The sequence below is a fragment of the Pectobacterium parmentieri genome, from assembly GCF_001742145.1.
GTDB classification, from domain to species: Bacteria; Pseudomonadota; Gammaproteobacteria; order Enterobacterales; family Enterobacteriaceae; genus Pectobacterium; species Pectobacterium parmentieri.
On the sequence record NZ_CP015749.1, the window covers coordinates 1,473,478 to 1,497,861 of the forward strand.

At 47.7% G+C, this 24,384-nt stretch carries 28 protein-coding genes and 5 pseudogenes; 23 read left to right on the top strand and 10 right to left on the bottom strand.

Annotated elements, in window-relative coordinates; translation table 11 throughout:
- The first annotated feature begins 60 nt into the window (after positions 1 to 60).
- Positions 61 to 4,065, top strand: coding sequence for an RHS repeat-associated core domain-containing protein (locus A8F97_RS06505; RefSeq protein WP_082218626.1), 4,005 nt, complete (start codon positions 61 to 63; stop codon positions 4,063 to 4,065).
- Positions 4,065 to 4,439 (top strand): hypothetical protein, encoded by a 375-nt coding sequence (locus A8F97_RS06510; RefSeq protein ID WP_033071528.1) that lies wholly within the window; start codon positions 4,065 to 4,067, stop codon positions 4,437 to 4,439. The genes A8F97_RS06505 and A8F97_RS06510 overlap by 1 nt, the downstream gene beginning before the upstream one ends.
- Positions 4,440 to 4,514: 75 nt before the next feature.
- Here the strand turns inward: A8F97_RS06510 and A8F97_RS06515 are convergent.
- Positions 4,515 to 4,743: pseudogene (locus A8F97_RS06515) on the bottom strand (SymE family type I addiction module toxin).
- A 110-nt stretch (positions 4,744 to 4,853) separates the two neighbouring features.
- Between A8F97_RS06515 and A8F97_RS25115 the strand changes: the two are divergent.
- A pseudogene (locus A8F97_RS25115) lies at positions 4,854 to 4,952 on the top strand (RHS repeat-associated core domain-containing protein); the annotation flags it as partial.
- Between the two features lie 343 nt (positions 4,953 to 5,295).
- Positions 5,296 to 5,754, top strand: a complete 459-nt coding sequence (locus A8F97_RS06520) for a hypothetical protein (RefSeq protein ID WP_069704172.1) — start codon at positions 5,296 to 5,298, stop codon at positions 5,752 to 5,754.
- Positions 5,755 to 5,821: 67 nt separating this feature from the next.
- On the opposite strand, the gene A8F97_RS23045 is transcribed toward A8F97_RS06520, so the two are convergent.
- Entirely contained in the window at positions 5,822 to 6,043 is a 222-nt protein-coding gene (locus tag A8F97_RS23045; RefSeq protein ID WP_083255953.1) for a SymE family type I addiction module toxin, read from the bottom strand.
- Between the two features lie 89 nt (positions 6,044 to 6,132).
- Between A8F97_RS23045 and A8F97_RS25120 the strand changes: the two are divergent.
- From A8F97_RS25120 to A8F97_RS06535, 4 genes and pseudogenes are all read left to right on the top strand, one after another.
- Positions 6,133 to 6,224 (top strand): annotated as a pseudogene (locus A8F97_RS25120) (RHS repeat-associated core domain-containing protein); the annotation flags it as partial.
- 54 nt (positions 6,225 to 6,278) lie between these two features.
- The gene (locus A8F97_RS06525; RefSeq protein WP_033071527.1) at positions 6,279 to 6,560 is read left to right on the top strand and encodes a hypothetical protein; all 282 of its coding nucleotides are present in this window, start codon (positions 6,279 to 6,281) and stop codon (positions 6,558 to 6,560) included.
- Positions 6,554 to 6,967: a hypothetical protein gene (locus A8F97_RS24565; RefSeq protein WP_227001591.1), complete on the top strand. Its 414-nt coding sequence runs from the start codon at positions 6,554 to 6,556 to the stop codon at positions 6,965 to 6,967. Before A8F97_RS06525 ends, A8F97_RS24565 begins: the two co-directional genes overlap by 7 nt.
- Before the next feature lie 203 nt (positions 6,968 to 7,170).
- The gene (locus A8F97_RS06535) at positions 7,171 to 7,572 is read left to right on the top strand and encodes a hypothetical protein (protein WP_050512660.1); all 402 of its coding nucleotides are present in this window, start codon (positions 7,171 to 7,173) and stop codon (positions 7,570 to 7,572) included.
- Between the two features lie 74 nt (positions 7,573 to 7,646).
- Here A8F97_RS06535 and A8F97_RS25010 read toward each other — a convergent pair whose 3' ends face one another.
- Positions 7,647 to 7,718: a SymE family type I addiction module toxin gene (locus A8F97_RS25010; protein WP_081440031.1), complete on the bottom strand. Its 72-nt coding sequence runs from the start codon at positions 7,716 to 7,718 to the stop codon at positions 7,647 to 7,649.
- Positions 7,719 to 7,799: 81 nt separating this feature from the next.
- On the opposite strand from A8F97_RS25010, the pseudogene A8F97_RS25125 reads away from it, so the two are divergent.
- The 4 genes and pseudogenes from A8F97_RS25125 to A8F97_RS06545 all read left to right on the top strand — a co-directional run.
- Positions 7,800 to 7,883 (top strand): annotated as a pseudogene (locus A8F97_RS25125) (RHS repeat-associated core domain-containing protein); the annotation flags it as partial.
- Positions 7,884 to 7,914: 31 nt separating this feature from the next.
- On the top strand, positions 7,915 to 8,184 hold the full coding sequence (locus A8F97_RS25130; protein WP_157985456.1) for a polymorphic toxin type 8 domain-containing protein: 270 nt from the start codon (positions 7,915 to 7,917) through the stop codon (positions 8,182 to 8,184).
- A 17-nt stretch (positions 8,185 to 8,201) separates the two neighbouring features.
- Positions 8,202 to 8,594 carry a DUF2750 domain-containing protein gene (locus A8F97_RS06540; protein WP_015730526.1) on the top strand — a complete coding sequence of 131 codons (393 nt, stop codon included), beginning with the start codon at positions 8,202 to 8,204 and terminating at the stop codon, positions 8,592 to 8,594.
- A 103-nt stretch (positions 8,595 to 8,697) separates the two neighbouring features.
- Entirely contained in the window at positions 8,698 to 9,045 is a 348-nt protein-coding gene (locus A8F97_RS06545) for a hypothetical protein (RefSeq protein ID WP_015730525.1), read from the top strand.
- Positions 9,046 to 9,112: 67 nt separating this feature from the next.
- On the opposite strand, the gene A8F97_RS25135 is transcribed toward A8F97_RS06545, so the two are convergent.
- Positions 9,113 to 9,184, bottom strand: a complete 72-nt coding sequence (locus A8F97_RS25135) for a type I toxin-antitoxin system SymE family toxin (RefSeq protein ID WP_230856863.1) — start codon at positions 9,182 to 9,184, stop codon at positions 9,113 to 9,115.
- A 140-nt stretch (positions 9,185 to 9,324) separates the two neighbouring features.
- On the bottom strand, positions 9,325 to 9,789 hold the full coding sequence (locus A8F97_RS06550; RefSeq protein WP_014700060.1) for a hypothetical protein: 465 nt from the start codon (positions 9,787 to 9,789) through the stop codon (positions 9,325 to 9,327).
- A gap of 93 nt (positions 9,790 to 9,882) precedes the next feature.
- On the opposite strand from A8F97_RS06550, the gene A8F97_RS06555 reads away from it, so the two are divergent.
- The 4 genes and pseudogenes from A8F97_RS06555 to A8F97_RS25015 form a co-directional block, all read left to right on the top strand.
- Positions 9,883 to 10,491, top strand: coding sequence for a hypothetical protein (locus A8F97_RS06555; RefSeq protein ID WP_014700059.1), 609 nt, complete (start codon positions 9,883 to 9,885; stop codon positions 10,489 to 10,491).
- Positions 10,488 to 10,982, top strand: coding sequence for a surface-adhesin E family protein (locus tag A8F97_RS06560; protein ID WP_014700058.1), 495 nt, complete (start codon positions 10,488 to 10,490; stop codon positions 10,980 to 10,982). The genes A8F97_RS06555 and A8F97_RS06560 overlap by 4 nt, the downstream gene beginning before the upstream one ends.
- Positions 10,983 to 11,947: 965 nt before the next feature.
- Positions 11,948 to 13,171 carry a hypothetical protein gene (locus tag A8F97_RS06565; RefSeq protein WP_033071526.1) on the top strand — a complete coding sequence of 408 codons (1,224 nt, stop codon included), beginning with the start codon at positions 11,948 to 11,950 and terminating at the stop codon, positions 13,169 to 13,171.
- Positions 13,172 to 13,226: 55 nt separating this feature from the next.
- Positions 13,227 to 13,374, top strand: a pseudogene (locus tag A8F97_RS25015) (primase-helicase zinc-binding domain-containing protein); the annotation flags it as partial.
- Positions 13,375 to 13,617: 243 nt separating this feature from the next.
- Here the strand turns inward: A8F97_RS25015 and ychF are convergent.
- Positions 13,618 to 14,709: a redox-regulated ATPase YchF gene (ychF, locus tag A8F97_RS06570; RefSeq protein ID WP_005968457.1), complete on the bottom strand. Its 1,092-nt coding sequence runs from the start codon at positions 14,707 to 14,709 to the stop codon at positions 13,618 to 13,620.
- A gap of 129 nt (positions 14,710 to 14,838) precedes the next feature.
- Positions 14,839 to 15,426 carry an aminoacyl-tRNA hydrolase gene (gene pth / locus A8F97_RS06575; protein WP_014700056.1) on the bottom strand — a complete coding sequence of 196 codons (588 nt, stop codon included), beginning with the start codon at positions 15,424 to 15,426 and terminating at the stop codon, positions 14,839 to 14,841.
- A gap of 312 nt (positions 15,427 to 15,738) precedes the next feature.
- On the opposite strand from pth, the gene ychH reads away from it, so the two are divergent.
- Positions 15,739 to 16,008 carry a stress-induced protein YchH gene (gene ychH, locus A8F97_RS06580; protein WP_014700055.1) on the top strand — a complete coding sequence of 90 codons (270 nt, stop codon included), beginning with the start codon at positions 15,739 to 15,741 and terminating at the stop codon, positions 16,006 to 16,008.
- Between the two features lie 171 nt (positions 16,009 to 16,179).
- Here ychH and prs read toward each other — a convergent pair whose 3' ends face one another.
- The 3 genes from prs to lolB form a co-directional block, all read right to left on the bottom strand.
- Positions 16,180 to 17,127: a ribose-phosphate diphosphokinase gene (gene prs, locus A8F97_RS06585; RefSeq protein ID WP_005968468.1), complete on the bottom strand. Its 948-nt coding sequence runs from the start codon at positions 17,125 to 17,127 to the stop codon at positions 16,180 to 16,182.
- A 137-nt stretch (positions 17,128 to 17,264) separates the two neighbouring features.
- Entirely contained in the window at positions 17,265 to 18,128 is an 864-nt protein-coding gene (gene ispE, locus A8F97_RS06590) for a 4-(cytidine 5'-diphospho)-2-C-methyl-D-erythritol kinase (RefSeq protein ID WP_025920419.1), read from the bottom strand.
- A gap of 3 nt (positions 18,129 to 18,131) precedes the next feature.
- On the bottom strand, positions 18,132 to 18,755 hold the full coding sequence (gene lolB / locus A8F97_RS06595; RefSeq protein ID WP_033071525.1) for a lipoprotein insertase outer membrane protein LolB: 624 nt from the start codon (positions 18,753 to 18,755) through the stop codon (positions 18,132 to 18,134).
- A gap of 231 nt (positions 18,756 to 18,986) precedes the next feature.
- Between lolB and hemA the strand changes: the two genes are divergently transcribed.
- The 6 genes from hemA (at position 18,987) to kdsA (ending at position 24,353) form a co-directional block, all read left to right on the top strand.
- Positions 18,987 to 20,243 carry a glutamyl-tRNA reductase gene (gene hemA, locus A8F97_RS06600; protein ID WP_014700052.1) on the top strand — a complete coding sequence of 419 codons (1,257 nt, stop codon included), beginning with the start codon at positions 18,987 to 18,989 and terminating at the stop codon, positions 20,241 to 20,243.
- A gap of 33 nt (positions 20,244 to 20,276) precedes the next feature.
- Positions 20,277 to 21,359: a peptide chain release factor 1 gene (gene prfA, locus A8F97_RS06605; protein WP_014700051.1), complete on the top strand. Its 1,083-nt coding sequence runs from the start codon at positions 20,277 to 20,279 to the stop codon at positions 21,357 to 21,359.
- Positions 21,359 to 22,204 (top strand): peptide chain release factor N(5)-glutamine methyltransferase, encoded by an 846-nt coding sequence (gene prmC / locus A8F97_RS06610; RefSeq protein WP_033071524.1) that lies wholly within the window; start codon positions 21,359 to 21,361, stop codon positions 22,202 to 22,204. The genes prfA and prmC overlap by 1 nt, the downstream gene beginning before the upstream one ends.
- A 5-nt stretch (positions 22,205 to 22,209) precedes the next feature.
- Positions 22,210 to 22,611: a SirB2 family protein gene (locus A8F97_RS06615; RefSeq protein ID WP_033071523.1), complete on the top strand. Its 402-nt coding sequence runs from the start codon at positions 22,210 to 22,212 to the stop codon at positions 22,609 to 22,611.
- Positions 22,612 to 22,613: 2 nt separating this feature from the next.
- Positions 22,614 to 23,423 (top strand): invasion regulator SirB1, encoded by an 810-nt coding sequence (sirB1, locus tag A8F97_RS06620; protein WP_014700049.1) that lies wholly within the window; start codon positions 22,614 to 22,616, stop codon positions 23,421 to 23,423.
- Positions 23,424 to 23,498: 75 nt separating this feature from the next.
- Complete coding sequence (gene kdsA, locus A8F97_RS06625) at positions 23,499 to 24,353, top strand: 3-deoxy-8-phosphooctulonate synthase (protein ID WP_005968483.1); 855 nt, start codon at positions 23,499 to 23,501, stop codon at positions 24,351 to 24,353.
- Positions 24,354 to 24,384 lie beyond the last annotated feature (31 nt).

The following is a 24,384-nucleotide window of genomic DNA, read 5'->3' on the forward strand; positions in this document are numbered from 1 at the left end:
AAAATCTCAGTCATAAATTTTTAACCTTATTAATAAGCGACTTTTTCGCATGGAGTGCCAATGGCAACAGGAAACACGATTGGTAAATTACAGTATGCACCTGCACCACAGGGCCATGTTTCGGCGGGTAGTGCCAACCCGCCGAAACAGAAAACCTGGTGGAGTCGCTATGGTGATTGGGTGCATACCGGCCTGGATGTATTAGGTGCGGTGCCGATTATCGGTGCCGTTGCGGATGGGGCCAATGCTGCCATTTATACCGCCGAAGGTGATTACGGCAATGCGGCGCTGTCGGCGGCATCCGCTGCCGCTAACTTTGTTCCGGGCGGGGGAGCGGCTTTCAAAGCGGGCAAGCTGGCGGCGAAAGCGGGTAAAGCGCTAGACGCGGCGAAAGCGGGTAAAAAAGTGGTAAACGAAGGTGTAACGCAGGCAGAAAAGGCGGCTGCGAAAGCGGAAAGCAAGGCGATAAAAAAAGAAACCGGTGGGGCCATTAAGGCCAAGAAAGCCGGCAGTGAAAAAGGCGGTAGCGATAAAGGCCATACGCAGAAAAATACCGAGCCGTGCAAAATCCCACAAAGCCCGTTGCCGCAGGTGGATATGGCGATTGGTAGTCCGGTCAATCCATTGCTGGGTATCAAGCTGTTGTTTGAGATGGAAGACAACGATTTCTCCTTCCCGGCATCTGTGCCGCTCAACTGGCAGCGTTACTACTTCTCCGACGAGATCGGCAATGGCTGGCTGGGGCAGGGCTGGTCGCTGCCATTTTCTCAGGAAGTGCGTCAACACAATCAGCAGTTGGTGCTCATTGATGAGCAGGGGCGCGAGATTGCTTTCCCCTATCCGCAACTCGGTCATGAGCCGCAGTTGCATCGCTACGAACAGCTTGAATTATCCCAACCTCAACCGGGTGAATTCTGTATTTCCAGCGCTGACGGTGGGCAGCACTGGCACTTTGCCCATCGGGTCGGCACGGGACGCTGGCTGCTCTCAGCGATCGGTGACCGCCACAACAATCGCCTGACGCTGTACTACAATGCACAGCATCTGCCCGTCCAGGTTGAAGACAGCGCCGGTCGCAACTTCCACATCCACATTACCCAGATCAGTCTGGCCGATGGCAGCGCGGTGGATCGTATTACCGGCGTCAGCGTATGCCATCCGTCCGAGCCTCTCAACGTAGAAAAACTCTGTAGCTATGACTACTCGCCGCAGGGCGACCTCATTGCGGTACGCAATGAACAGGGTGACGTGCTGCGCGAGTTCCGCTATCGCAATCACATGATGGTGGCACACCGTCGCGCGGGCGAAATAGCGTGCTTCTATCATTACGACAAACATACCCCCGACGGCAAGGTGCTGGCGCATCGCGACAGTCTCGGTGGTGAATGGCGCTTCGAATATGGTCGCAACAGTACCACCGTCACGGATGTGCTGGGGCGCGTGACGCATTACGACGTTGATGATCATCAGGAACTGATCGGCTACCGGGACGCGATGGGCGGTTATATCCGCATTCGGCGCAACATGCGCGGCCAGATGATACAACTCACCGATCAAGCTGGGCGCATAACGCGTTACCGCTACGACGAGCGGGGTAACTGCACGGCGGTGAGCGAGCCAGACGGGCAGACCACGCGTTTCGACTATCACGAACGCTGGAATCTTCCGGTACGTGTTACCGATATGCTGGGCGGAACGCGCGAATATCACTATGACATCGCGGGTAATCTTATCCGCATGATGGATGAGATAGGCCGCATCACAGAATACAACCATGATGATCGGGGCAATCTGGTGCGCATCCGCGACGCTGCGGCGGGCGTGCAGCAACTGTGCTGGAATAGTGCTGATTTTCTGGTCAGTCATACTGACTGTTCTGGGCGCATCACCACGTTTGAGTACGATAAATACGGCTGGCTGAAGCAACAAACCGATGCCGCAGGTCATCATACCACCCTGTATCACGGTCGTGATGGCCAGCCACAGCGCGTCGTGTACGCAGACGGCAGCACCGAGCGGGCAGAGTTTGACCGCTGGCAGCGGCTGACAGCCTGGCATGATGCCCAGGGACAGATTACGCGATGGACACTAGCGGCTGATGGTCTGCCGCTGACACGCACGGATGCACTGGGGCACCAGGTCGGTTACGAGTACGACCACGCGCGCCGCCTGACGGCGCTCATCAATGAAAACGGTGCCCGCCACACCTTCAGTTACGATGCGCGGGATAATCTAGTGTGCGAACGTGGTTTTGACGGCAACACGACACGCTATGAATTCGATGACGGCGGCTATCTACAGGCTCGCACGGAGGACGGTGACGGCCGTGGGCCGGGTATCCGCACCCGTTACCAGCGAGATGCCGCCGGACGACTGCTGGAAAAATTGACGGCACGCAGCGGTGATGCCCGTTGGCAACGGACCCGCTATGGCTATGATGCGCTCGGTCGTCTCATCGCTGGCGTTAACCACGGTGGCCGGGTAGAGCTGGAGTGGGACGATGCTGGGCAGTTGACGGCTGAGCGCACCCTGACGCGTGGCGTCAGCCATGAACTGAGCTATCAGTACGATGAACTGGGCAATTGCACACACACCCGGTTGCCGGACGGCCACGAGCTGAAGCACTTCTATTACGGCAGCGGCCATCGTCTTCAGGTCAATCTCGGCAGTCGGGTCATCAGCGAAAGCGAACGTGACACGTTGCACCGGGAGGTGCGTCGAACGCAAGGTGCCATCACTAGCGACTACGTGCACGATGAGATGGGGAGATTGGTGAGCCAGCGTGCCGGAGGCGAGGGGAAGACTACGGTGGCACGCGATTACGTCTGGCGGCGCGACGGGCAACTGATGCAGATGGTGGACAAATACACTGGCGACCACCGTTACGAGTACGACGCACTGGGGCGTCTGACACGGTCAGGCGATGAGCGATTCGCCTTTGACCCGGCGCATAATCTGCTGAGCAGCGCTCAGGCACAGCCGTTGCCGGATAACAGATTGCAGGTGTTTGAGGACAAGCGCTGGAAGTATGACAATTTTGGCAACGTTGCCGAAAAGCATATTGGCCGACATACAGTGCAGCAGTTCAGTTGGAACGCGGAGCACCAACTGGCGGAAGCGATCAGCACACGCAACGGTACGGCTCAGCGCACGACTTACGGTTACGACGCCTTTGGCCGCCGCAGTTGGAAGCGCGATACCTTCGGTATAACGCACTTCATCTGGGACGGGAACCGTCTGCTGAGTGAAATTTGTGGCTCGCGTCATCATCTGTGGATTTACGGAGATGAGGGCTTTGCGCCGCTGGCGCAGGTGAGCCTACAGCAGGGGGAAACGGAGCACGAGGCGCAGGTATACTGGTATCACAACGACGTTTCCGGCCTGCCGCGTGAGATGACGGGTCAGGACGGGGGCCTGGTCTGGCGTGCAGAATACCGGGTGTGGGGCAACACAGTGCGGGTGGAGCAGGTTGAAGTGCCGCATTCTGAGCCGATACACCAACCGTTGCGCTATCAAGGGCAGTATTTTGACGCGGAAACAGGCTTGCACTACAACCGGTTTAGATACTATGATCCAGACGCGGGCCGGTTTGTCAGTCAGGACCCGATAGGGCTAGCGGGGGGGATTAATCTTTATCAGTATGCGCCGAATCCAATCACATGGATCGACCCGCTGGGTTTAAGTAAGTGTTCATTGTCTGGCAATACAATTAAAAAGCCAGATGGAACAGATCTTATAGCAATTCCTGAGAATGCTAGAGTCCGTAAATTGACTCCTCCAGAAGGTTATTCTGGTGATTATGGATATGAATATAAGTGGACAAATTCTGGAGGGAGTACCTCAAGGGTTCGTATTCATGGAATCGATTCTTCAGCCCCGGCTGGATCAAATGCCAGTCAAGGTTGGGTTGTTAGGGTATTTGATGGCAAGAGGAGTATGGATATAAATGGAGCTTATCATCCTCCCGGAATTTTTAATCCCAGCAGTCCTCATTACAATCCATCAATAATCAATGATGTCCATATACCAATTAATAAACCAACGAGTTTTCCGGGGGTTCCCTAATGTCACTGAAATATGATTGTTTTTTAATAGAAAAAACAAAGGAGATAAAAATCTCTTTGTTGAATGAAGAACCGAACATGTATGAACTGATAGGCTCGATTCGAGACTTATTTTCATCAAGTTATAATAACAAGCTAATAGCTAATACTGAAGTAATTGAAGAGCTATGGAGCACGTTGTTTAACGTTTTTTGTGAAAGCATTTCTTATGAAAATAAATTCGATGCAATATTTTCCATGAGTGATATTTATATTTATTCAAAAAGGAAAAACATAAATTTGAATTTAGACTTGTTGAAAGAATGGAGGGGGAAGAATAATTTATCGACCTCAACTGAAGAGATACTAGAGTGCGTGGATGATATATTAATTTAATCAAAAAAGCCGGAAGTTATCCCAACGATCCTTCCGGCTTTATTTTATCCGCTGTTTATTCCTTGATGTGCGGCGTCAGAGATTAATCTCCGTCTCAATCACCAGTCTCCCGCGCTCAACCGTCACCGTGATCGGCATCCCAGTCATAAACCCTGACTCCTCCAGCCAGCCAGCGGCCCTTGAGGTTGATGGCGGACGGCGGATTGGGCTTGCCGTTATGCGGGGCGTATCCCACTGTGTAGTAACGTTCTGCTTTGGTTGCTTTATTAACGGTGACGCCTGACTTAGAATGTGCCTTAGCCATGATTAACTACCACGTGGATAGGCGGTAGCATGAGTGATTTCTTACATTATGACGACTGGATGAAAGTCACTTACGGCTGAAATAGATAGTACGACTCATCAGACGGTTGGATTGTTGCACAAGACCCGATAGGGATAGCGGGGGGAGATAACCTGTATGCTTACGCGCCTAATCCATTGTCGTGGATCGACCCGTTAGGATTAAAGTGTTGGAGTGCAGCTAAAAAGGATTATTGGAAGGACGTTGCAAAGAGTGAGTTAAAAAATCCTTCAGGAATATATTCTCCAAGAAATATAGCGGAAATGGCTCGGGGTAATGCCCCGAAGATAACTGCAAAAGTTAGAATAAATAAAACTGGAGCCACAGAGACTAGAGATATTCCTTATGAATTACATCATACCAATATCCCTCAGCGAGTTGGTGGCCCTAATGTCCACAATAAGAGTAATCTGTCTGAGGTTGATCCTTGGTAACACGTAGATATGGATCCCTATAGGCACCCGGGGATGGAGCTATTAGAAGTAATTAAAGGCGTAAACTCATGGTGATTTTATGAATCAAGAATATATTGTTTTCAGTTCTGCATTATCTGATGTGGCAGAAAAGAACTACGCTGCTGGCGTGGCTCATGAAGAGGCTGGGCAATTTGTAAATAAAATATTCAATCTTTACAAGGAATCAGGATTACCTACGCCTAATATTGATTGGATAGATAAAGTACCTGCAAATGTAAAGAAGTGGATGAAAACTGTTCTTGATAACGAGTTTCACTATATGAAAGAACCACCGATTTGGCTGTATGATGCAAGTTGGAGGTTCATCAATGAAGAACCTATGATATTTATATCTCAGGTTGAATTTATTGATAATGAAATGATGGGGAATAAATTATACACTGATGATGTTTTATATACATTTGCGGGAAGAAAAAAAACAAATGATGGTTGGGGATTAATTATAAAAATGGTCAAGCAGAGTAAGGCATCTGTTGGTACTACTTATATTTACTAAATAAAAAACCGGAAGTAATCTTAACGATCCTTCCGGCTATTTTTTACCTGCTGTTTAGTTCAAGGCGTCAGAGATTAATCTCGGTCTCAATCACCAGTCTCCCGCGCTCAACCGTGATCGGCATCCCAGTCATAAACTCTGACTCCTCCAGCCAGCCAGCGGCCCTTGAGGTTGATGGCGGACGGCGGGTTGGCCTGCCATTATGCGGCGCGTATCCCATGGTATAGTAACGTTCTGTTTTAGTTGCTTTATTTACGGTGACATCTGACTTAGAATGTGCCTTAGCCATGTAGCATGAGTGATTTCTTACATTATGACGACTGGATGAAAGTCACTTACGGCTGAAATAGATAGTACGACTCATCAGACGGTTGGATTGTTGCACAAGACCCGATAGGGCTGGCGGGGGGATTAATCTTTATCAGTATGCGCCGAACCCGCTTACATGGATCGATCCGCTGGGGCTTAATGGAAGTGGAGTCGTTAATGGAGTTCCTAAAAATCCAGGGATAGTTCGGCGTTTCATGTCGAAGGCCGAATATAAAGATTTTATCAAAAATGGTTTTAAGTTTGATCCTATAGATACCCGTGGTGGGATAAGTGTGACTTCTGTAAAAGTGGATACTAAAAACCCTGATGCAATAAAACGCAGCACAGGGGCTTTGGGGGCTGATTACTATGCTGATACTAAAAATAAAAATGTAGAGCTAAAAGGAAAGACTAAAGGCGGGGTAATGGATTGGAAGATCAAGGATAATGTTAGCCCACAAGATATAAAAAATAGAGGTAGGGTAGGAAAATGTTAATTGATTCATTACGTGAGTTTGAACGTGCATATAATAATTTATGGAAAGATATAAGAGATCAGAATGAAAAAGATCTCTTTATCTTAAATAACATAACTGACGAATATATCTCTATTCTTGAAAATTTGATAAAAATCAGGGTCTTTCAATTAAACGCATTTGAAATAATGCTTCATGTATCACCTGATAGAGCATTGGGGACTTTAAAAGATTGGTATCTATCTTTAGATCTTTCAAATCATATAAAGGATCCTGTTTCAGATCTTGATATTATGCTATCCGACATCAAAGATGTTATTGGGAAAAATAAATTAGAGGAATTATTAAATGATCCTGATTTTCTTTCAGTAAATAAAAAAACCCCTCGCGTTAAAGAGGCCTTTGATTTTGCTATGGATAATGATTAAAAATAAATGATAGCGGTAAGTTAATTCATGTCGGTCAGGATACTATTAAAAAGGGACAGCCTCTTATGGAAATATATAGAGGTGAATGGATGACATATATATCCAAAAAATTATCTGATGGAGTAGAAGAGTTCGTAACGCTCATTGAGTCAAGAAAAGGTATGGATCTTGGGGTTATATTATCTCCATAGAGAGGGCATTACATGAAAAATTTTATTAATTCTCTTACTAATGAGCCGATTATTGATGTTATTGTCTCTGGGTATGTTGACTCCGAAAGCCCTTCAGTATTTCATCCCATGTACGGTCGTGTGTATTTTATTTTCAATAACATGAAATTTGAGGTGTGCATTGATGATTTTGGATTTATTCATGCGAATAGTGTTACTGAAATAGAAATATGGTTTGATCTTGATGAAGATGACAAGTTTTCTTTGATGTCTATCTACGCTCAATTGTTTAAAACAGAGCAAGAAATAACGGTTGTTTCGGTGACTAATCAATCTGAATCATTCGGAATTCTAACGTTGAACTATCGAGAAGGACTCATTGATAGACACTTATGTTTAGATCCACATAATTTTTTCGGATTCACTTTTTTATAACGCTCTTATGACAAAACCGAAAGCGATCTTCGTGATCCTTCCGGCTATTTCTTACTTGTTGTTTATTACAACGATCAGAGATTAATCTCGGTCTCAATCACCAGCCTGCCCCGCTCAACGGTAACGGTTATCGGCATGCCGGTCATAAATCCCAACTCTTTTATGACGACTGGATGAAAGTCACTTACGGCTGAAAAAGATAGTACGATTCACCAGACGGTTGGATTGTTGCACAAGACCCGATAGGGCTGGCTGGGGGACTGAATCTTTATCAGTATGCGCCGAATCCGCTAGGGTGGGTTGATCCTTTACACGGCTGGCAAACAAGCACGTTCGAGGGCATTGGCGAGTGATCCTAAACAGCCTGGTCATATTAGAGGCTGGGTCACGCAGGATATGAATATGATTGCTAGTGGGCGTCGAAAAACAATTCGAAATTTTCTCCGATATGATTTAGCACACCGGAGAGGATATGAACCAGCAAAAGGATGTGGTTACAATTATTCTGAGCCTCAGATTCGTGAACAACATTGTTCTCAGCATTGTTACGATGGGGGAGGAAGAAAAAATAAACTCAGAGTTAGTAATAAATGTAAAACAAACGTGGGTTAGATTGCTAAGGAATTAAAATGAAAGTTTCGGCTAAAGAAATTGAAGTTATGTCCAGTAAGCCTGCGAAAGATCGGTATATCTATTTCATTAAGCGTGTAGCCGATTGGGAGTCAGTATGGACTTTAGGTGATGACGATGGCTATGTCACCAGTGAGGATGACAATGGTAGAACCTACCTTCCACTCTGGCCAGCAAAAGAATATGCTCGAATTAGTGCCGAGGGTAATTGGGATGGTCTGCAATTAAAAGAAATATCTCTTGACGAGATACTTGACGAATTGTTACCACAACTGATCGAAGATGCAGTAGACCTTGCTATATTTATGTCTCCAAATGAAATAAATTCCCCTACACTAACCGCAAAAAATGTTTTGAAAGATTTGCTTGCGGAATGTGCGAAATACGAATGATTTATTTTTTCGTAAGTGCCTCCGGATTTTTATGTTAGTTACTAAAATAAAAGTGATCTTAATGATCTTTTCTGCTATTTCTTGGTACAAATAGGGTACAGCTATGACTGATAAAGATATATTGGATGATTTTGGTTCTGCAACCATGCGTATGGTTCGTGACCGTTCGCTTGATAAGTTCGAAAAAATTCAATTAGGTACACTGAAGTCACAAAAAGGCATAGAGTTACATGATTTATTGTCAGGGTTTGACGAAGAACAAAAAAACATAATTAAATATTTAGTTGCCGAGAGTATTGATAATACAATATTTAACTTTCTATTTATGTTTGAAGAGGATGAAGATAAAAATATACTTGTGTCAGATGTTAATGTTGGTGAAATAAGCGATGGATTATCTGGTGAGCTATTTACGGAAGATGGATGGATAAACAGATTTAGCCAGAAATAATAATAAACCGGAAACATCCCAACGATCCTTCCGGTTTTATTTTATCTGCTGTTTATCGTGTGCGTCGTCAGAGATTAATCTCGGTCTCAATCACCAGTCTCCCGCGCTCCACGGTCACGGTAATCGGCATCTCGGTCATAAAGCTCGACTCCTCAAGCCTGCGCCCTTTAAGTGTATTAGCGGGAATAGATGTGCTGAAGGTCTACGCGTATTCGTTTTACTGCATGAGTAGTTGGTGGGTACAAGTACCAGACAGCAGACACATAATGTGGCGTTTTATTATTCGATTGGATGAATAACATGGCCTGTGTTGAGTGACAGTCGGAATGGTTCCCACACGCCAGAATCGATGTCTGGAATGGGGGACAGATGACCAACATAATCGTGAAAATATATGCTTTTTACTTCATGCGATATGGTGTCGAATAGGTGAACATGCTGACCATACAATAATGCAATCTTATTTTCGTTAAGAAGAAGTCCACGAAAACACTGCTCGAGCAATAAACTGTTATCATCAACCTCAACGTAAATACAAAGAATGACTACGGGCTCATCATTCTTGCAGATGAGGGCGTTCTGTCGCTTCTTGGCACCACTAGGAAACGGGTTGATATCGATCCTGAGAATGGTGCTTTCAGAGGGAACGTTAGCATCGAGAAACTGTGCAGTATAAATTACAGTCAATTTCTGGCGTTTTTCCGAAAATAGCAACTGTAATGTTATTATATGCTCGTTTTTCACGATCCCTGTCAACTTGCTTGTGTTTTCTGATATTTAAAATAATCTGAAAATCGGTCTAATGTTATGATTTTATTTAAATGGTAAGGATACTTTATGAAACGTGTGGTTTTTCCGCTCACCTTGCTGACATTAAGCGTGATGGGGTCAGTGCAGGCAGAATCTCTTCAGGAAAGTTTATTGCATTGTGATAATCGTTTCTTCAGCGAACTTTATGTCCAGCAAAAAGCATTCATCGGATCTGCTCTGCTAAAGACTGATAGCCAACATCGAGCCTGGTTTGCCCCTCCAAAAAATGGAGGCGACGTTACCTGGTTCTCCCAACCAGTAAAATCTGGCAACTTAGTGCTTTCTGGCTATTTCATGCGCCAGAATGATTTAGAAGCAATGGGCAAATACTACTTCTGGGGTTTGATTATTGACAGTTCAGCCGCAGAGGTTGCTGCTGCGTTATCCAAAGTAAATTGGCAAAAAGCGGGGGATGAGTATTTCGCTAATCCTATGATAAAACGTCCCGGAGACCAGATGTGGAAACTTAATTCTGGGGCTGCAAGCGGTATTGCGCCAGCGAAGGGAAGTGTGGAGAAACTTGCTTTGTTAAGCGACAGCGGAGATAAAGCGCAATTACTATGCTCGGTACAAGGTAATGTGACTGATGAAATTTTACTGTCTCTGCGCCCTGACCTGATAGGGAGCGAGAAATGATTAAGTCTTTTGGGCTATTTGCTGTATTAGCCTTACTGGCTGGCTGCACCAGCCAACTGAAGAAAGAAAATGTAAGTAATCCTCCGGCAGGAGTGATAAAAATTATGAGCGATGAGCAAGTTCTGACCTTTGCGGACTTGCGTAATGTCTCATCCTATCAAGGTAATAACCGTCTTCGTCGGTTGTATACGATCAATAATTATACTGAAAGTAAAAAAATCAGTAAAAACCCCGATATTTATATTACGAGCTCCCGTGCTATTAACGTCATCAATTGCGACTCTCTTGAAAGAGCGGTATTCGAGCGGGTCTATTTTTCGCAGCCTTATGCACTTGGTGATGTAATAGCAATTGTGGATGAAATAGGGCAGTGGGAAGCATTTCATAAAGAGTCAATGATGGGACTTATCGCAGGTATGGTTTGCCAAATAGCGCCAGAACGATTGAAACCGGAACTACCAAAAGAAACACGCACGCCATTGTTAGGGTAAAAACATGGCTACAAATTGTTTATTCATTCGCTAAAAAATATTCTCCGGCATAACCGGTGATTTTTCAAAGAAAAATCCACGCAACTGCGTGGATTTCATGAGGTTTATTAGTTTTCATGAGATCGCATGAGACAGCAGAAAAAAATTAGACCTTTAGTCGTAACTTCGTATTTAATTATTTGATAAATAGTTTATTTATTTTTCATTTTTATACTCATCAGTGTACTTACTTTGACTTACGTGTTCATCTAAGGCTAGCTACCACAACACCTGATTATCCATTTTGGACTAATGTCGCCGACATGACTGCGTTGCCGTAGCCATTTACCTGATATGTACTGCCACATATTCAAACGCAACCTGTCCGTAGAGTTACCTAGAACTCAATGCGTAACGTGAAGGTGCGTCGGCACAAAGGGGAATGTGGCCTTTTTTATATCGCATTATGTGCTGGGTCAATATTAAGGGCCTGACAAAAATTGTGGACTCTTACCATTCCTTATATGATGTCGTGAAAAATGCTGATGCCGCAGCAGGATGACAAGTAGATGTCAAAGGCAAGACGCTCGAGGCGTCCTGAAACCGATGAAGAACGTGAAGCATAAATTTCTACCCTGCATCAGGATATTGCCCGGCCGAGAACCTGAACACTTGGTGGTTCCTTCTTTCTAGATGAGCAGGTTGCACACCTTGATGATCTAAACAGGGTTGAGATGATGGATATTTTTTCGAATGCTCACAGCCAGTGAACCGGTTATGAATCTTATCGTTACGGCTGCAAGCAACCGTTTAAGACGGCATCTTCGACAGAAATTCTCATCGGAATCCTACAAAGACAATTTGAGGGTTATTACCCTTGAGGGGAATTCCTTGTGGGGAGTTACTGCGTCTTACAGTTAAATAAAACAACTCATGGTGATAGCAATAGCGTATAAACGCGAGTAAACAATAGGGTGAACGGCGGTATGACCAATTATACGGATGTAACGGTGAAAGCGCAGAATGCCGGACCAGGCCTCTGCTTTTTGTTGTTGTTAGCTGTTTGGGCTGGCGTGTTTTTCATACCGGAAGCTATTTTTCTTGTTGTGCCCGGGATGATTGGTTTTGCACTTCTGTTTTTTATTTACTATCTGGCATCGGAAGGGCACCTTGCGGGTATTCTGGGCGGGATCGTTGTAAGCGTCATTTTGATGGCAATCGCCGCTGCAATCCCCGTTATTGGCTGGATAATCCTAGTATGCTGGATATTTTACAACATCGCGAGGGCATTTGAGAGCATTCGGAATTTGCTGCCGGATGCTCTGTTGAGCGCTGCCCTATATGCAAGCCTCTTAATTCCTGTCATCTATCAGTCTAATTATTACGGCAACAACAATATGTTGCTGACTATAGGATGCGGAATTGTCTACTTTTTCGCGGCAGTGGGATGTTCCGTGCGTATCAACGATCGTTCGGATACGCCAAAACATAGTCTGTTTCTCTTCTCCGTTATGTTGCTATCTGTACCGATGATTGTGCTGTTGTTTGCGTCAATTGTCGCCTCGCTGCGTGCTGCATTCCAGATGAGCTTAGTAAAAACGACCGCGAAACTTCCCCAATCGGTGAGCGGATACACCACCGCGCGAGGAACCGTCGTTGCCGACTACACGCGCAACGTTACCCAAACGGTGGTCACTTCCACGATCGTTCCCGGAGCTGGAGCTGTGGGGGCATCGTTAACCGGTTCACTGGCTAAATTAAGCACCACTGCTGATGAACAGCTCGTCAACCGGTTGAATCATGAAAAAGAACAGCGCTACGCAACGCACAAAGATCACCACTTTTATCGTTACGATGGACTGAATGATAAAAAAATCGGTAATTTTATTCAGGCTGTTGCCACCACAGGAAAATTGCCGCCTCTTAAGAAAGAAGATGTCCTTGTTTACTTTGATGAAACACTGATAGGAAAGGGCGATCGTGGCGTAGTGTTAACCGATGGAGCTATCTATTGTTTACCGGGCATGTTTGAGGATGAAGAGAAATTCTTCACACGGTTCAGTAATATTGAGAGGGTCACTTTTTCAGGTGCGTTGAATAAGCAAATCACTCTCTGGCTAAAAGATGGGAAAAAACAGAAAATCACGCTGACCCAATCCAACGCCGGTGCGAAAAAAGTCTTCGAGATGATTGAGCTGGCGATTGCTTGAGAAACAGGTTTTAGTGCTAGGGAGCGTTTTTAGTAGTTATCATCCAGTGAAGCCCTGCCCGGTGTGCGGCGGATGTGACCGTTTCCACTTTGGCGAGAAGGGGAGGAGGAACGTGGTTCTGTAACTAGTGCGGCGCAGGTGACGAACTGAAACTGATTGAGAAGGTGTCTGGCGTGCCTGCATTCAAGGCCGCCGGGAAAGTGATGTAAACCAGACGATGCTGACTGGGTGCTTACCTTTTTTATTAATCTACTACAGACAATCACACGATTTAATCACAGCCTCGATATTTTTGACGTCCAGAAGTGTCATAACTCATTTTAGTAATACACCATGAGGTCATGTGAGATGCTATGAACACAAAAATCCACGCAACTGCGTGGATTTTAAAGGGTTTGTTAGTCTTTACGAGATGCTTTGAAATCGCATGAGACAACAAAGTCAAATTAGACGTTGAACAGGAAGTTCATTACATCGCCATCTTTTACGATGTACTCTTTGCCTTCTGAACGCATTTTCCCAGCTTCTTTTGCACCTTGTTCACCTTTGTAGGTGATGAAGTCGTCGTAGGCGATAGTTTGTGCGCGGATGAAGCCTTTTTCGAAGTCGGTGTGAATTTTTCCTGCGGCTTGTGGGGCAGTCGCGCCGACAGGGATTGTCCATGCACGAACTTCTTTCACGCCAGCGGTGAAGTAGGTTTGCAGGTTCAGCAGTTCATAGCCAGCGCGAATAACGCGGTTCAAACCGGGTTCTTCCAGACCTAACTCAGCCATAAATTCTTCACGGTCAGCATCATCCAGCTCTGCAATGTCTGATTCAACGGCGGCACAGACGGCTACGACGACAGAACCCTCAGCAGCAGCTATTTCACGTACTTTATCGAGATACGGGTTATTCTCGAAGCCATCTTCGTTAACGTTGGCGATGTACATCGTTGGCTTCAGCGTCAGGAAACTCAGGTAGCGGATGGCTGCTTTATCATCATCGCTTAAATCCAGCGAGCGCAGCATGCCCGCATTTTCTAACTGTGGTAGGCATTTCTCCAGCGCGGCCAGCTCAGCTTTAGCATCTTTATCACCACCTTTGGCTCTTTTTTGCACGCGATGAATGGCGCGTTCACAGGTGTCGAGGTCAGACAATGCCAATTCAGTGTTGATGACTTCGATGTCATCAGCCGGATCAACTTTATTATTGACGTGGATGATGTTGTCGTTTTCAAAGCAGCGAACAACGTGGCCAATGGCTTCTGTTTCACGGATGTTGGTCAGGAACTGGTTACCCAATCCTTCACCTTTGGACGCGCCTTTTACCAAACCGGCGATATCCACAAATTCCATAGTGGTAGGAAGGATACGCTGTGGCTTAACGATTTCAGCCAGTTTGTCCAGACGTGGATCGGGCATCGGTACTACGCCAGTGTTCGGCTCGATGGTACAAAACGGGAAGTTGGCCGCTTCGATGCCGGCTTTGGTCAACGCATTGAACAGAGTGGATTTACCGACGTTAGGCAGCCCAACGATACCGCATTTGAATCCCATGTTTATATCACCTTAAATAACTTATTAATCAGGCAATTACTTTCTTTTGCCTGTCAGAATGGAAATATTTCGGCCGATTATACACGGAATGGCGATTTATCTCGATCTGCCATCCGCATTCTGACCAGATTATACCGCTTTGAAAGCATGCAAACGGTTCATCGCTTTGATCATGTCTTCTTTCATCAGAATTTCAGTGCAGCGCACGGCTTCGTCAATGGCGCCGTCGATCAACGTCTGCTCGCTCATCGGTGGCTTGCCCAACACAAAACCTGTCACTTTGCTTTTATCACCTGGATGGCCAATGCCGATGCGTAAACGATGGAAATTCGGGTTATTACCTAATTTACTGATGATGTCTTTCAGTCCGTTGTGACCGCCGTGTCCACCGCCCAGTTTAAGTTTGGCAATCCCCGGTAATAAATCCAGTTCATCATGTGCGACCAGGATCTCATCAGGCTGGATGCGGTAGAAAGTGGCCATTGCCGCAACAGCTTTTCCACTCAGGTTCATGAATGTAGTGGGAACCAGCAGGCGCACATCTTGCCCCGCCAGATTTAGACGGGCGGTGTAACCGAAAAATTTGTTTTCTTCTTTTAGCGACTGACGGTAAGACTCAGCCAGACAGTCGACAAACCAGGCGCCCGCATTATGGCGGGTGGCGGCATATTCAGCGCCGGGATTCGCCAGGCCGACAATTAATTTAATGCTGCTCACGGTATATTCCAGATTACGTGCTTAAACTGACACAGAGTCGCGTGATAATGAGGCGCTAGTTTACACACCGCGTGATAGATAGCAAAATTGCGATGTTGGAATGTAAAAATATTGTTATTTGTTTAGTTTGGTGATTATTGTGTCTTTTGTCTGTTTACTTATTTAAACGTAAAAAAATATTAATCATTCCTTTTATCTGTGATCCCTACCGCAACCACCTAAACGCATCATTGTCTATAATTACATCAATAATAAGACAGTGAACGGTAATGACGCTCCGGTTCATCCACAGAATTAATCTGGAGGTGGCAGATGAAACGTAAAAACGTGACAACATTGGGTAATGTGCTGATGGGGCTCGGTATGGTTCTGATGGTTGGCGGTTTTGCCTTCACTATCGCCAGTCAGTTCCCGAAACTGAATGTCCCTGAATATATGACTTATATCGATCTGGTCGGTATTTTTTCTGGCGCAATATTTTGGTTGGTGGGGGCGCGTGTTAGCGGGCGAGAGGAAATCGCAGACCGTTACTGGTGGATTAAACACTTTGATAAGCGCTGCCGCAGTCAACGCCACCCATAACCGTTAATCAAGTCATCGGTGTTAATAAACATTGAACAGTAGAGCCGCTATAGTCTTGCTATGGCGGTTTTTTGTTTTTTATAGCGATAAAAACGGTAGAAATAAGAAAGCCACCTTATTACAGGTGGCTCCATCATCATCTTCTGCGATCGGCTACCCGATCAGCAGCGATTAATGTTCAAACATCGCAGAAATGGATTCTTCGTTGCTGATACGACGAATCGCTTCGGCCAACATACCAGACAGCGTCAATGTACGAACATTCGGCAGTGCACGAATGTTTTCTGCCAGCGGAATGGTATCGCAGACAATCACTTCATCAATAACAGAGTTCTTGATGTTCTCGTAAGCATTGCCTGAGAAAATTGGGTGTGTGGCATAAGCGAATACACGTTTAGCCCCACGTTCTTTCAGCGCTTCCGCCGCTTTGCACAGCGTGCCGCCAGTGTCGATCATATCGTCAACCAGCACACAGTCACGACCCGCGACATCCCCGATGATGTGCATCACCTGAGAAACGTTGGCACGTGGACGGCGCTTGTCAATGATCGCCATGTCGGTATCGTTCAGTAGTTTAGCGATTGCACGGGCACGTACAACGCCACCGATGTCAGGAGAAACCACGATTGGGTTTTCCAGATTCTGTTGCAGCATATCTTCCAGCAGGATCGGGCTACCGAAGACGTTATCTACTGGCACATCGAAGAACCCTTGAATCTGCTCAGCGTGCAGATCAACGGTCAGAACACGGTCAACACCGACGCTGGATAGGAAGTCAGCAACAACTTTCGCGGTGATTGGCACACGTGCGGAACGCACGCGACGATCCTGACGGGCATAGCCGAAGTAGGGAATAACGGCGGTAATACGTCCCGCAGACGCGCGACGCAGAGCATCAACCATGACAACCAATTCCATCAGGTTGTCATTGGTGGGTGCGCAGGTGGACTGGATGATGAAAATATCACCACCGCGTACATTTTCATTGATTTGCACGCTGACTTCGCCATCGCTAAAACGACCGACAGCGGCGTCGCCAAGGCTAGTGTACAAACGGTTGGCAATACGTTGTGCTAGTTCCGGGATGGCGTTACCAGCAAAAAGCTTCATATCAGGCACGAGAAGAACCTCAGGCTTGCGTCCAGAGAAATATTGTACCTGTCAGGCAGGGAAGAGCAACAGGTACAATATGCATACGGGTGTATGAATTAAGTTTGCTACAGACTGGCCGCACGGCAGCCGGTGTGTAGCAAAACCTAACGTTGCCCAGAAAGCTTACGTTGTAGCGGAGAGACGTTAACGCCTCGCGCGACAAAACCGTTTAACCATTCCGGGGCCTGGTCAAGCACCTGACGGGCTGCGAACTCGGTGTCAAACTCTGCAAACACACAAGCCCCCGTTCCAGTCAGGCGCGCCGGGGCGTATTCTAGCAGCCATGAAAGTAGCTGTTCAACCTCACGAAAACGTTTTCTTGCGATAGCTTCACAATCATTGACGAAGGTCTGGTTTAATAAAGACTCTAAATCACGAATTGGCGAATTTCGCGTCAACTCCGGATCGCCGAAAATCAACGGGGTGGCGATACTCACGCCAGGGTGCGCCACCAGATACCATTTTTCTGGTGGATTTGCTGGCGTTAACTGTTCGCCGATACCTTCGGCAAAGGCGGCATGTCCACGAACAAACACGGGAACATCCGCCCCCAGTTGTAGCCCCAATTCGGCCAACGAATCAACGCTCAGGCCGCTTTGCCACAAATGATTAAGGGCGACCAAGACGGTGGCCGCATTGGATGACCCTCCGCCTAGCCCACCGCCCATCGGCAGGCGCTTATCGATGCTGATGTCTGCGCCAAAATGGGTAGGGCGATCGCCGTGCTGCTGCTGTAGTAAGCGTGCGGCGCGAACGATCAGGTTTTGCTCGTTATCGACACCGTCCACGGGGGTAAGCAGGTTAATCTGATCGTCATCACGCGGCCGAATCGTCAGAGTGTCGCCGTAATCCAGAAACTGAAATAGCGTTTGCAGCAGGTGATACCCGTCCTGTCTCTGGCCCGTAATATAAAGAAATAGATTCAGTTTGGCGGGGGCAGGCCATGTCTCGGTAACCGTCGGTTGCATTGCTTATTTAACCATCCAGTTATTCATTTTCAACTTAATACGCTGTTCACCCTGAACTAATTCCAGGCTGGTTGGGAGAGGGGGCGTTAGCTCGGTGTTGTAACTCTGATAGCTGACATTCCAGTTTTGATTGCCCTGTCGATAGGTGATGGTTTTCAGCAGATAGCGTTCATCTAGTGTGAATTCAGTGGCATCGCCCGGTATACCACGTATCCATTGGCGCAGATTATTCAGTGGGATCGCCATACCGGTCAGTTGCTGGATCATATATTCGGCATCTTCACCCACATAACGCTTGCCCTGATTGTCGGTGATTTGCACGCCGTCAGGTTGGGCTCTCAGTTCTAATTCAGTGCTGCCGAGTGGGTTGGTCAGCAGCAGTCGATAACGCTGTGGCGGTGTGTCCTGCCAGAAAAAGTTAGCCGATACTCTTTTGCTATCGGAGATATAGGCAAAAGCGCCACGTGTCTGATATTGGCTGAGTTGCTGTACCTTTTGCTGATGCTGTTGCCACTCTGGCGACGTCGCGCTTGTCCCCGTTTGGGTAGGTTGATTAATGCTACAGGCGGCGAGCAATACGCTGGCTAAAGGCAGTAAACGCAGGCATCGGACGGTTTTGGTTGGCATGTCGATCGTATCCTGTAAATGAAGACATTCGTGAAATACGTCACGCTAACGGGCTTACCGCTCAGCGTCAATGATTGTTATTCGTTAATGGTGTTTATTGTTTTTTGTCAAAAAGTGTATACCTCAGACGAGGTGTATCACGTGCTGTCGCTTTTCTTGCACCCCTGCATCAAGTAGAATGCGACTCAAACGAAATCCATACTAAGACCGGTATTACTCAGAAACAGCCTAATGACCCTGCTTGCGCTTGGTATTAATCACAAAACCGCCCCCGTTTCTCTGCGTGAACGCGTTGTGTTCTCACAAGATAAACTCGGAGTGGCCCTCGACAGTCTGTTACAGCAACCGCTGGTGCAGGGCGGCGTTGTGCTGTCTACCTGCAATCGCACGGAACTCTATCTCAGCGTTGACGAACAGGAAAACCAGCGCGAGCAGTTGATTCGTTGGCTGTGTGAATACCATCAATTGCGCCCGGAAGAGGTTAACGACAGCCTGTATTGGCATCAGGGTAACGCAGCGGTCAGCCATCTCATGCGCGTTGCCAGCGGTCTGGATTCTTTGGTGTTAGGCGAACCACAGATTTTAGGGCAGGTTAAGAAGGCGTTTGCCGAATCACAGCGTGGACATTCTCTGTCCAGCGAGCTGGAGCGGCTGTTCCAGAAGTCCTTTACCGTGGCCAAGCGTGTTCGTACAGAAACGGATATCGGTGCCAGCGCGGTGTCGGTGGCGTTCGCTGCATGTACGCTAGCGCGGCAGATTTTTGAGTCACTGTCGGATGTCACTGTGCTGTTGGTAGGCGCCGGAGAGACCATTGAATTGGTGGCTCGTTATCTTCGTGAGCACAACGTACAAAAGATGTTGATAGCGAACCGTACCCGTGAACGCGCACAGGTGCTGGCAACGGAAGTAGGGGCTGAGGTCATCACGCTGGCAGAGCTGGATGAACAACTTGTTCATGCCGATATCGTGATCAGTTCAACGGCGAGTACGCTACCGATTATCGGAAAAGGAATGATGGAACGGACGCTGAAAGCGAGGCGGAATCAGCCAATGCTGATGGTAGATATCGCGGTTCCACGTGATATTGAGCCGGAAGTCGGTAAATTGCCGAACGTTTATCTCTACAGTGTGGACGATTTGCACGCGATCATTCAGCATAATCTCGCGCAGCGCAAAGCGGCGGCGGTGCAGGCTGAATCCATCGTGCAGCAAGAAAGCTCCGATTTCATGGCGTGGCTGCGTGCGCAGTCAGCGGTGGAAACGATCCGCGATTATCGCGCTCAGGCCGATGAGCTGCGCGCAGAAATGACAGCTAAGGCATTGGCTGCCATCCAACAAGGCAATGACGTTGAAGCGGTGATTCAAGAATTGACACACCGTTTAACCAATCGTCTGATTCACGCGCCGACCAAATCCCTTCAGCAAGCCGCTCGTGACGGCGACCAAAACCGGTTACAAATTTTACGTGACAGCCTTGGGCTGGACTAGCATTCATCTCTATTACAGGATTTAACCGCCCGCATGAAGCCTTCTATTGTTGCTAAACTGGAAGCGTTACAAGAACGCCATGAAGAAGTCCAGGCGTTACTCGGTGAGCCCAGCGTCATCGCTGATATGGATCGCTTTCGCGCGTTGTCGCGAGAATATGCGCAGCTTACGGACATTACCCGTTGTTTCCAGCAATGGCAGCAGGCGCAAGAGGATCAACAGACCGCAGAAATGATGTTGGACGATCCAGAAATGCGCGATATGGCGCAGGAAGAATTGAAAGAGGGCAAAGCGACGATTGAAGCACTGGAGCAGCAGCTTCAAGTCCTATTGTTGCCGAAAGATCCTGACGATGAGCGCGGTTGTTTTCTTGAAGTGCGCGCGGGAACCGGTGGTGACGAAGCGGCGATCTTTGCTGGCGACCTGTTCCGTATGTACAGCCGGTATGCCGAATCACGCCGCTGGCGCGTCGAGGTTGTAAGCGCCAGCGAGGGTGAGCATGGCGGTTACAAAGAAGTCATTGCCAAAATCTCCGGCGATGGTGTGTATGGCCAACTTAAGTTTGAATCTGGCGGCCATCGCGTGCAACGCGTTCCTGCTACGGAATCTCAGGGACGTATTCATACGTCAGCTTGTACCGTCGCCGTCATGGCGGAAGTGCCGGAAGCCGAATTACCGGACATTAATCCTGCTGATTTACGCATCGATACCTTCCGCTCTTCTGGCGCGGGCGGTCAGCACGTTAACACCACCGACTCCGCCATCCGTATTACTCACTTGCCAACCGGTATTGTCGTGGAGTGTCAGGATGAACGCTCACAGCACAAGAACAAAGCTAAAGCGTTGTCTGTGTTAGGCGCACGTATTCGTGCGGCAGAAATCCATAAACGTCAGCAGGAAGAAGCGTCAACCCGTCGCAATCTGCTTGGCAGCGGCGATCGTTCAGACCGTATCCGTACCTATAACTTCCCGCAGGGAAGGGTGACCGATCACCGCATTAACCTGACGCTTTACCGTCTGGATGAGGTGATGGAAGGAAAACTGGATACGCTGATCCAACCGGTCGTGCAGGAATATCAGGCCGATCAGCTTGCCGCGTTGTCCGAGCAGGAATAATGACCTATCAGGATTGGCTAGCTTTTGCGACGGCGCAACTCGCGGCGGGAGAAAGCCCAAAGCGAGATGCGGAAATTTTGCTGGGCTTTGTAACCGGTAAGTCTCGTACATTCGTGTTGGCGTTTGGTGAAACTGAGCTACGCGCCGCAGAACAGCAGCAGCTAACCGAACTGCTGGCGCGTCGTGAGCTGGGGGAACCGATCGCCTATTTGATCGGCGTGCGCGAATTCTGGTCGCTACCTCTGGTTGTTTCGCCTGCTACGCTGATTCCTCGCCCTGATACCGAATGTCTGGTTGAGCAAGCGTTGTTGCGTCTGCCTAAAACGCCGTGTGATGTGTTGGATTTAGGCACTGGAACCGGCGCGATCGCGTTAGCGATTGCCAGTGAACGACACGATTGCCAGGTGATGGGTGTCGACCTGCAACCGGAGGCTGTGGCGTTAGCGACGAAAAATGCCCAGCAATTGAGGCTCGACAACGCCCGTTTCTTGCCCGGAAGTTGGTACTCTCCACTTGAACACAGGCGTTTTGCGCTTATCGCCAGCAACCCACCGTATATCGATGCCGATGATGTGCATTTGTCGCAGGGGGATGTTCGCTTTGAACCTGCCAGTGCTCTGGTTGCTGCCGACAACGGGTTAGCGGATTTACGCATCATTATTGAATCTGCTCCGCACTATTTAGAGGTTGGTGGCTGGCTGCTGTTGGAACATGGCTGGCAGCAGGGTGATGCGGTGCGCCAGCTATTGCAGGCGCGAGGATTTACACAACTAGAAACTTGTCAGGACTATGGTGGCAATGACCGGGTGTCGTTAGGGCGCTGGTTGAATACCATCAATTATTAGGAGCAATGGACGTGATAACTCTTTACCCAGCCACGATATATCTGCATCTGGCAACGATTGGCATCAGTATTTCCCTGTTTGTCATCCGTTTTTTCTGGCTGTGTCGGCAATCCCCCCTACTGCAACAGCGCTGGGTTAAAATTCTGCCGCATATTAACGATACCTTGTTATTGATCAGCGGTATTGGTTTAATCATTCAGAGTCACACTTATCCGTTTACGCCTGAGCAAAGCTGGCTGACGGAAAAACTGTTTGGCGTTATCATTTATATCCTTCTTGGCGCTATCGCCTTGGGGAAACGCCCCCGTAGCCAGAAAATTCGCTGGCTAGCGTTTGTATCTGCTTTAATATGCTTTGGTGTGGTCGTGCTGCTAGCACTGACCCAATCACCGTTGCTGATGGAATAATTATGAGTGCTATTGCTGATTTTGAATTCAACCAGTCACTGCTAAGTGATGGTGTCGTGTTGGTTTCACAGGCTATTCGCCGCGACTTTCCCGCTCAGGATGTGCGGCAAAATCTGCAACAGTTGGTTGAGAGCGCCCGAACTGTTATTCCTGACGACCTTGAGCAAGATCTTCAGCTTGAAAAACTGATTGAGCTGTTTTATCACACCTGGGGATTTGGCGGTGCCGGCGGTGTTTATCGCTTGTCTGATGCACTATGGTTGGATCAGGTACTGGAATCTCGTCAGGGCATGCCCGTGTCACTTGGCATCATCTTCCTGCATATCGCAAACGAACTTGGCCTGCCGCTAATGCCGGTGATTTTCCCGACGCAGTTGATTCTGCGTGCCGACTGGCTCGACGAAGAAATGTGGCTGATCAATCCACTTAATGGCGATACGCTGAGTGAGCATGTGCTGGAAGTTTGGCTGAAAGGTAACATCGGCCCGTCAACCCGTTTGCTGGATGAAGATCTGGATGAAGCGGAGAATGTCATGATCGTGCGTAAAATGCTCGATACGTTGAAAGTCGCGCTGATGGAAGAAAAACAGATGGAATTGGCGTTGCGAGCCAGCGAAGCGGTGCTGCAATTTGACCCGGACGATCCCTATGAAATCCGCGATCGCGGCCTGATTTATGCTCAACTGGATTGTGACCATATTGCACTGTCTGATCTCAACTATTTTGTTGAACAGTGCCCGGAAGATCCGGTGAGTGAAATGATAAAAGTACAGATTCACTCGATAGAGCAAAAACAGATTGTCTTGCACTAGAAAAACAGTCTTACATTAAGAAACCGTTTTGCAGTAATGCTGCGTTAATTTATTTCCCGACATAAAGGTAAAAGCATGACGAATAAAGTGGTCAAGATAGGGGATATCCCCGTTGCCAACGATCTGCCTTTTGTACTGTTTGGCGGCATGAATGTTCTTGAATCACGCGATCTGGCAATGCGCATTTGTGAGCATTACGTCACGGTCACGCAGAAGTTAGGTATTCCTTACGTGTTCAAGGCGTCATTCGATAAGGCTAACCGCTCCTCGATTCACTCTTACCGTGGTCCTGGTCTGGAAGAAGGGATGAAAATCTTTCAGGAACTGAAACAGACCTTTGGCGTAAAAATTATTACTGACGTGCATGAAGCACATCAGGCGCAGCCCGTTGCGGATGTGGTTGATGTGATCCAGCTTCCTGCGTTTTTAGCACGCCAAACCGATCTGGTAGAAGCGATGGCGAAAACCGGTGCGGTGATCAACGTAAAAAAACCGCAGTTCGTCAGCCCAGGTCAAATGGGTAATATCGTCGATAAATTTATCGAGGGCGGTAACGATCAGGTGATCCTGTGTGACCGCGGCAGCAACTTTGGTTACGACAATCTGGTTGTTGATATGCTGGGCTTCAATGTTATGAAGCAGGCTTCCAACGGTGCCCCGGTAATTTTTGACGTTACGCATGCGCTACAGTGCCGCGACCCGTTTGGTGCAGCATCCGGTGGCCGTCGTGGGCAAGTGACCGAACTGGCGCGCGCTGGTATGGCGGTAGGTTTGGCGGGACTGTTTATTGAAGCTCACCCCGATCCTGCTAACGCGAAGTGTGATGGCCCATCCGCGCTGCCGCTGGATAAACTAGAACCATTCCTGCAACAAATAAAAGCGATTGACGATCTGGTTAAAAACTTCCCAGAATTGGATACCAGCAAATAATCTGTCGTATTGATTACTGATAGTAAAAAAC

What these genes read in the sequence shown, in the direction of transcription:
- A8F97_RS06505 (WP_082218626.1), top strand. Translation starts at nt 61, where the DNA reads ATGGCAACAGGAAACACGATTGGTAAATTACAGTATGCACCTGCACCA.
- A8F97_RS06510 (WP_033071528.1), top strand. Translation starts at nt 4,065, where the DNA reads ATGTCACTGAAATATGATTGTTTTTTAATAGAAAAAACAAAGGAGATA.
- A8F97_RS06520 (WP_069704172.1), top strand. Translation starts at nt 5,296, where the DNA reads ATGAATCAAGAATATATTGTTTTCAGTTCTGCATTATCTGATGTGGCA.
- A8F97_RS23045 (WP_083255953.1), bottom strand. Translation starts at nt 6,043, where the DNA reads ATGGCTAAGGCACATTCTAAGTCAGATGTCACCGTAAATAAAGCAACT.
- A8F97_RS06525 (WP_033071527.1), top strand. Translation starts at nt 6,279, where the DNA reads ATGTCGAAGGCCGAATATAAAGATTTTATCAAAAATGGTTTTAAGTTT.
- A8F97_RS24565 (WP_227001591.1), top strand. Translation starts at nt 6,554, where the DNA reads ATGTTAATTGATTCATTACGTGAGTTTGAACGTGCATATAATAATTTA.
- A8F97_RS06535 (WP_050512660.1), top strand. Translation starts at nt 7,171, where the DNA reads ATGAAAAATTTTATTAATTCTCTTACTAATGAGCCGATTATTGATGTT.
- A8F97_RS06540 (WP_015730526.1), top strand. Translation starts at nt 8,202, where the DNA reads ATGAAAGTTTCGGCTAAAGAAATTGAAGTTATGTCCAGTAAGCCTGCG.
- A8F97_RS06545 (WP_015730525.1), top strand. Translation starts at nt 8,698, where the DNA reads ATGACTGATAAAGATATATTGGATGATTTTGGTTCTGCAACCATGCGT.
- A8F97_RS06555 (WP_014700059.1), top strand. Translation starts at nt 9,883, where the DNA reads ATGAAACGTGTGGTTTTTCCGCTCACCTTGCTGACATTAAGCGTGATG.
- A8F97_RS06560 (WP_014700058.1), top strand. Translation starts at nt 10,488, where the DNA reads ATGATTAAGTCTTTTGGGCTATTTGCTGTATTAGCCTTACTGGCTGGC.
- A8F97_RS06565 (WP_033071526.1), top strand. Translation starts at nt 11,948, where the DNA reads ATGACCAATTATACGGATGTAACGGTGAAAGCGCAGAATGCCGGACCA.
- ychF (WP_005968457.1), bottom strand. Translation starts at nt 14,709, where the DNA reads ATGGGATTCAAATGCGGTATCGTTGGGCTGCCTAACGTCGGTAAATCC.
- ychH (WP_014700055.1), top strand. Translation starts at nt 15,739, where the DNA reads ATGAAACGTAAAAACGTGACAACATTGGGTAATGTGCTGATGGGGCTC.
- ispE (WP_025920419.1), bottom strand. Translation starts at nt 18,128, where the DNA reads ATGCAACCGACGGTTACCGAGACATGGCCTGCCCCCGCCAAACTGAAT.
- lolB (WP_033071525.1), bottom strand. Translation starts at nt 18,755, where the DNA reads ATGCCAACCAAAACCGTCCGATGCCTGCGTTTACTGCCTTTAGCCAGC.
- hemA (WP_014700052.1), top strand. Translation starts at nt 18,987, where the DNA reads ATGACCCTGCTTGCGCTTGGTATTAATCACAAAACCGCCCCCGTTTCT.
- prfA (WP_014700051.1), top strand. Translation starts at nt 20,277, where the DNA reads ATGAAGCCTTCTATTGTTGCTAAACTGGAAGCGTTACAAGAACGCCAT.
- prmC (WP_033071524.1), top strand. Translation starts at nt 21,359, where the DNA reads ATGACCTATCAGGATTGGCTAGCTTTTGCGACGGCGCAACTCGCGGCG.
- A8F97_RS06615 (WP_033071523.1), top strand. Translation starts at nt 22,210, where the DNA reads ATGGACGTGATAACTCTTTACCCAGCCACGATATATCTGCATCTGGCA.
- sirB1 (WP_014700049.1), top strand. Translation starts at nt 22,614, where the DNA reads ATGAGTGCTATTGCTGATTTTGAATTCAACCAGTCACTGCTAAGTGAT.
- kdsA (WP_005968483.1), top strand. Translation starts at nt 23,499, where the DNA reads ATGACGAATAAAGTGGTCAAGATAGGGGATATCCCCGTTGCCAACGAT.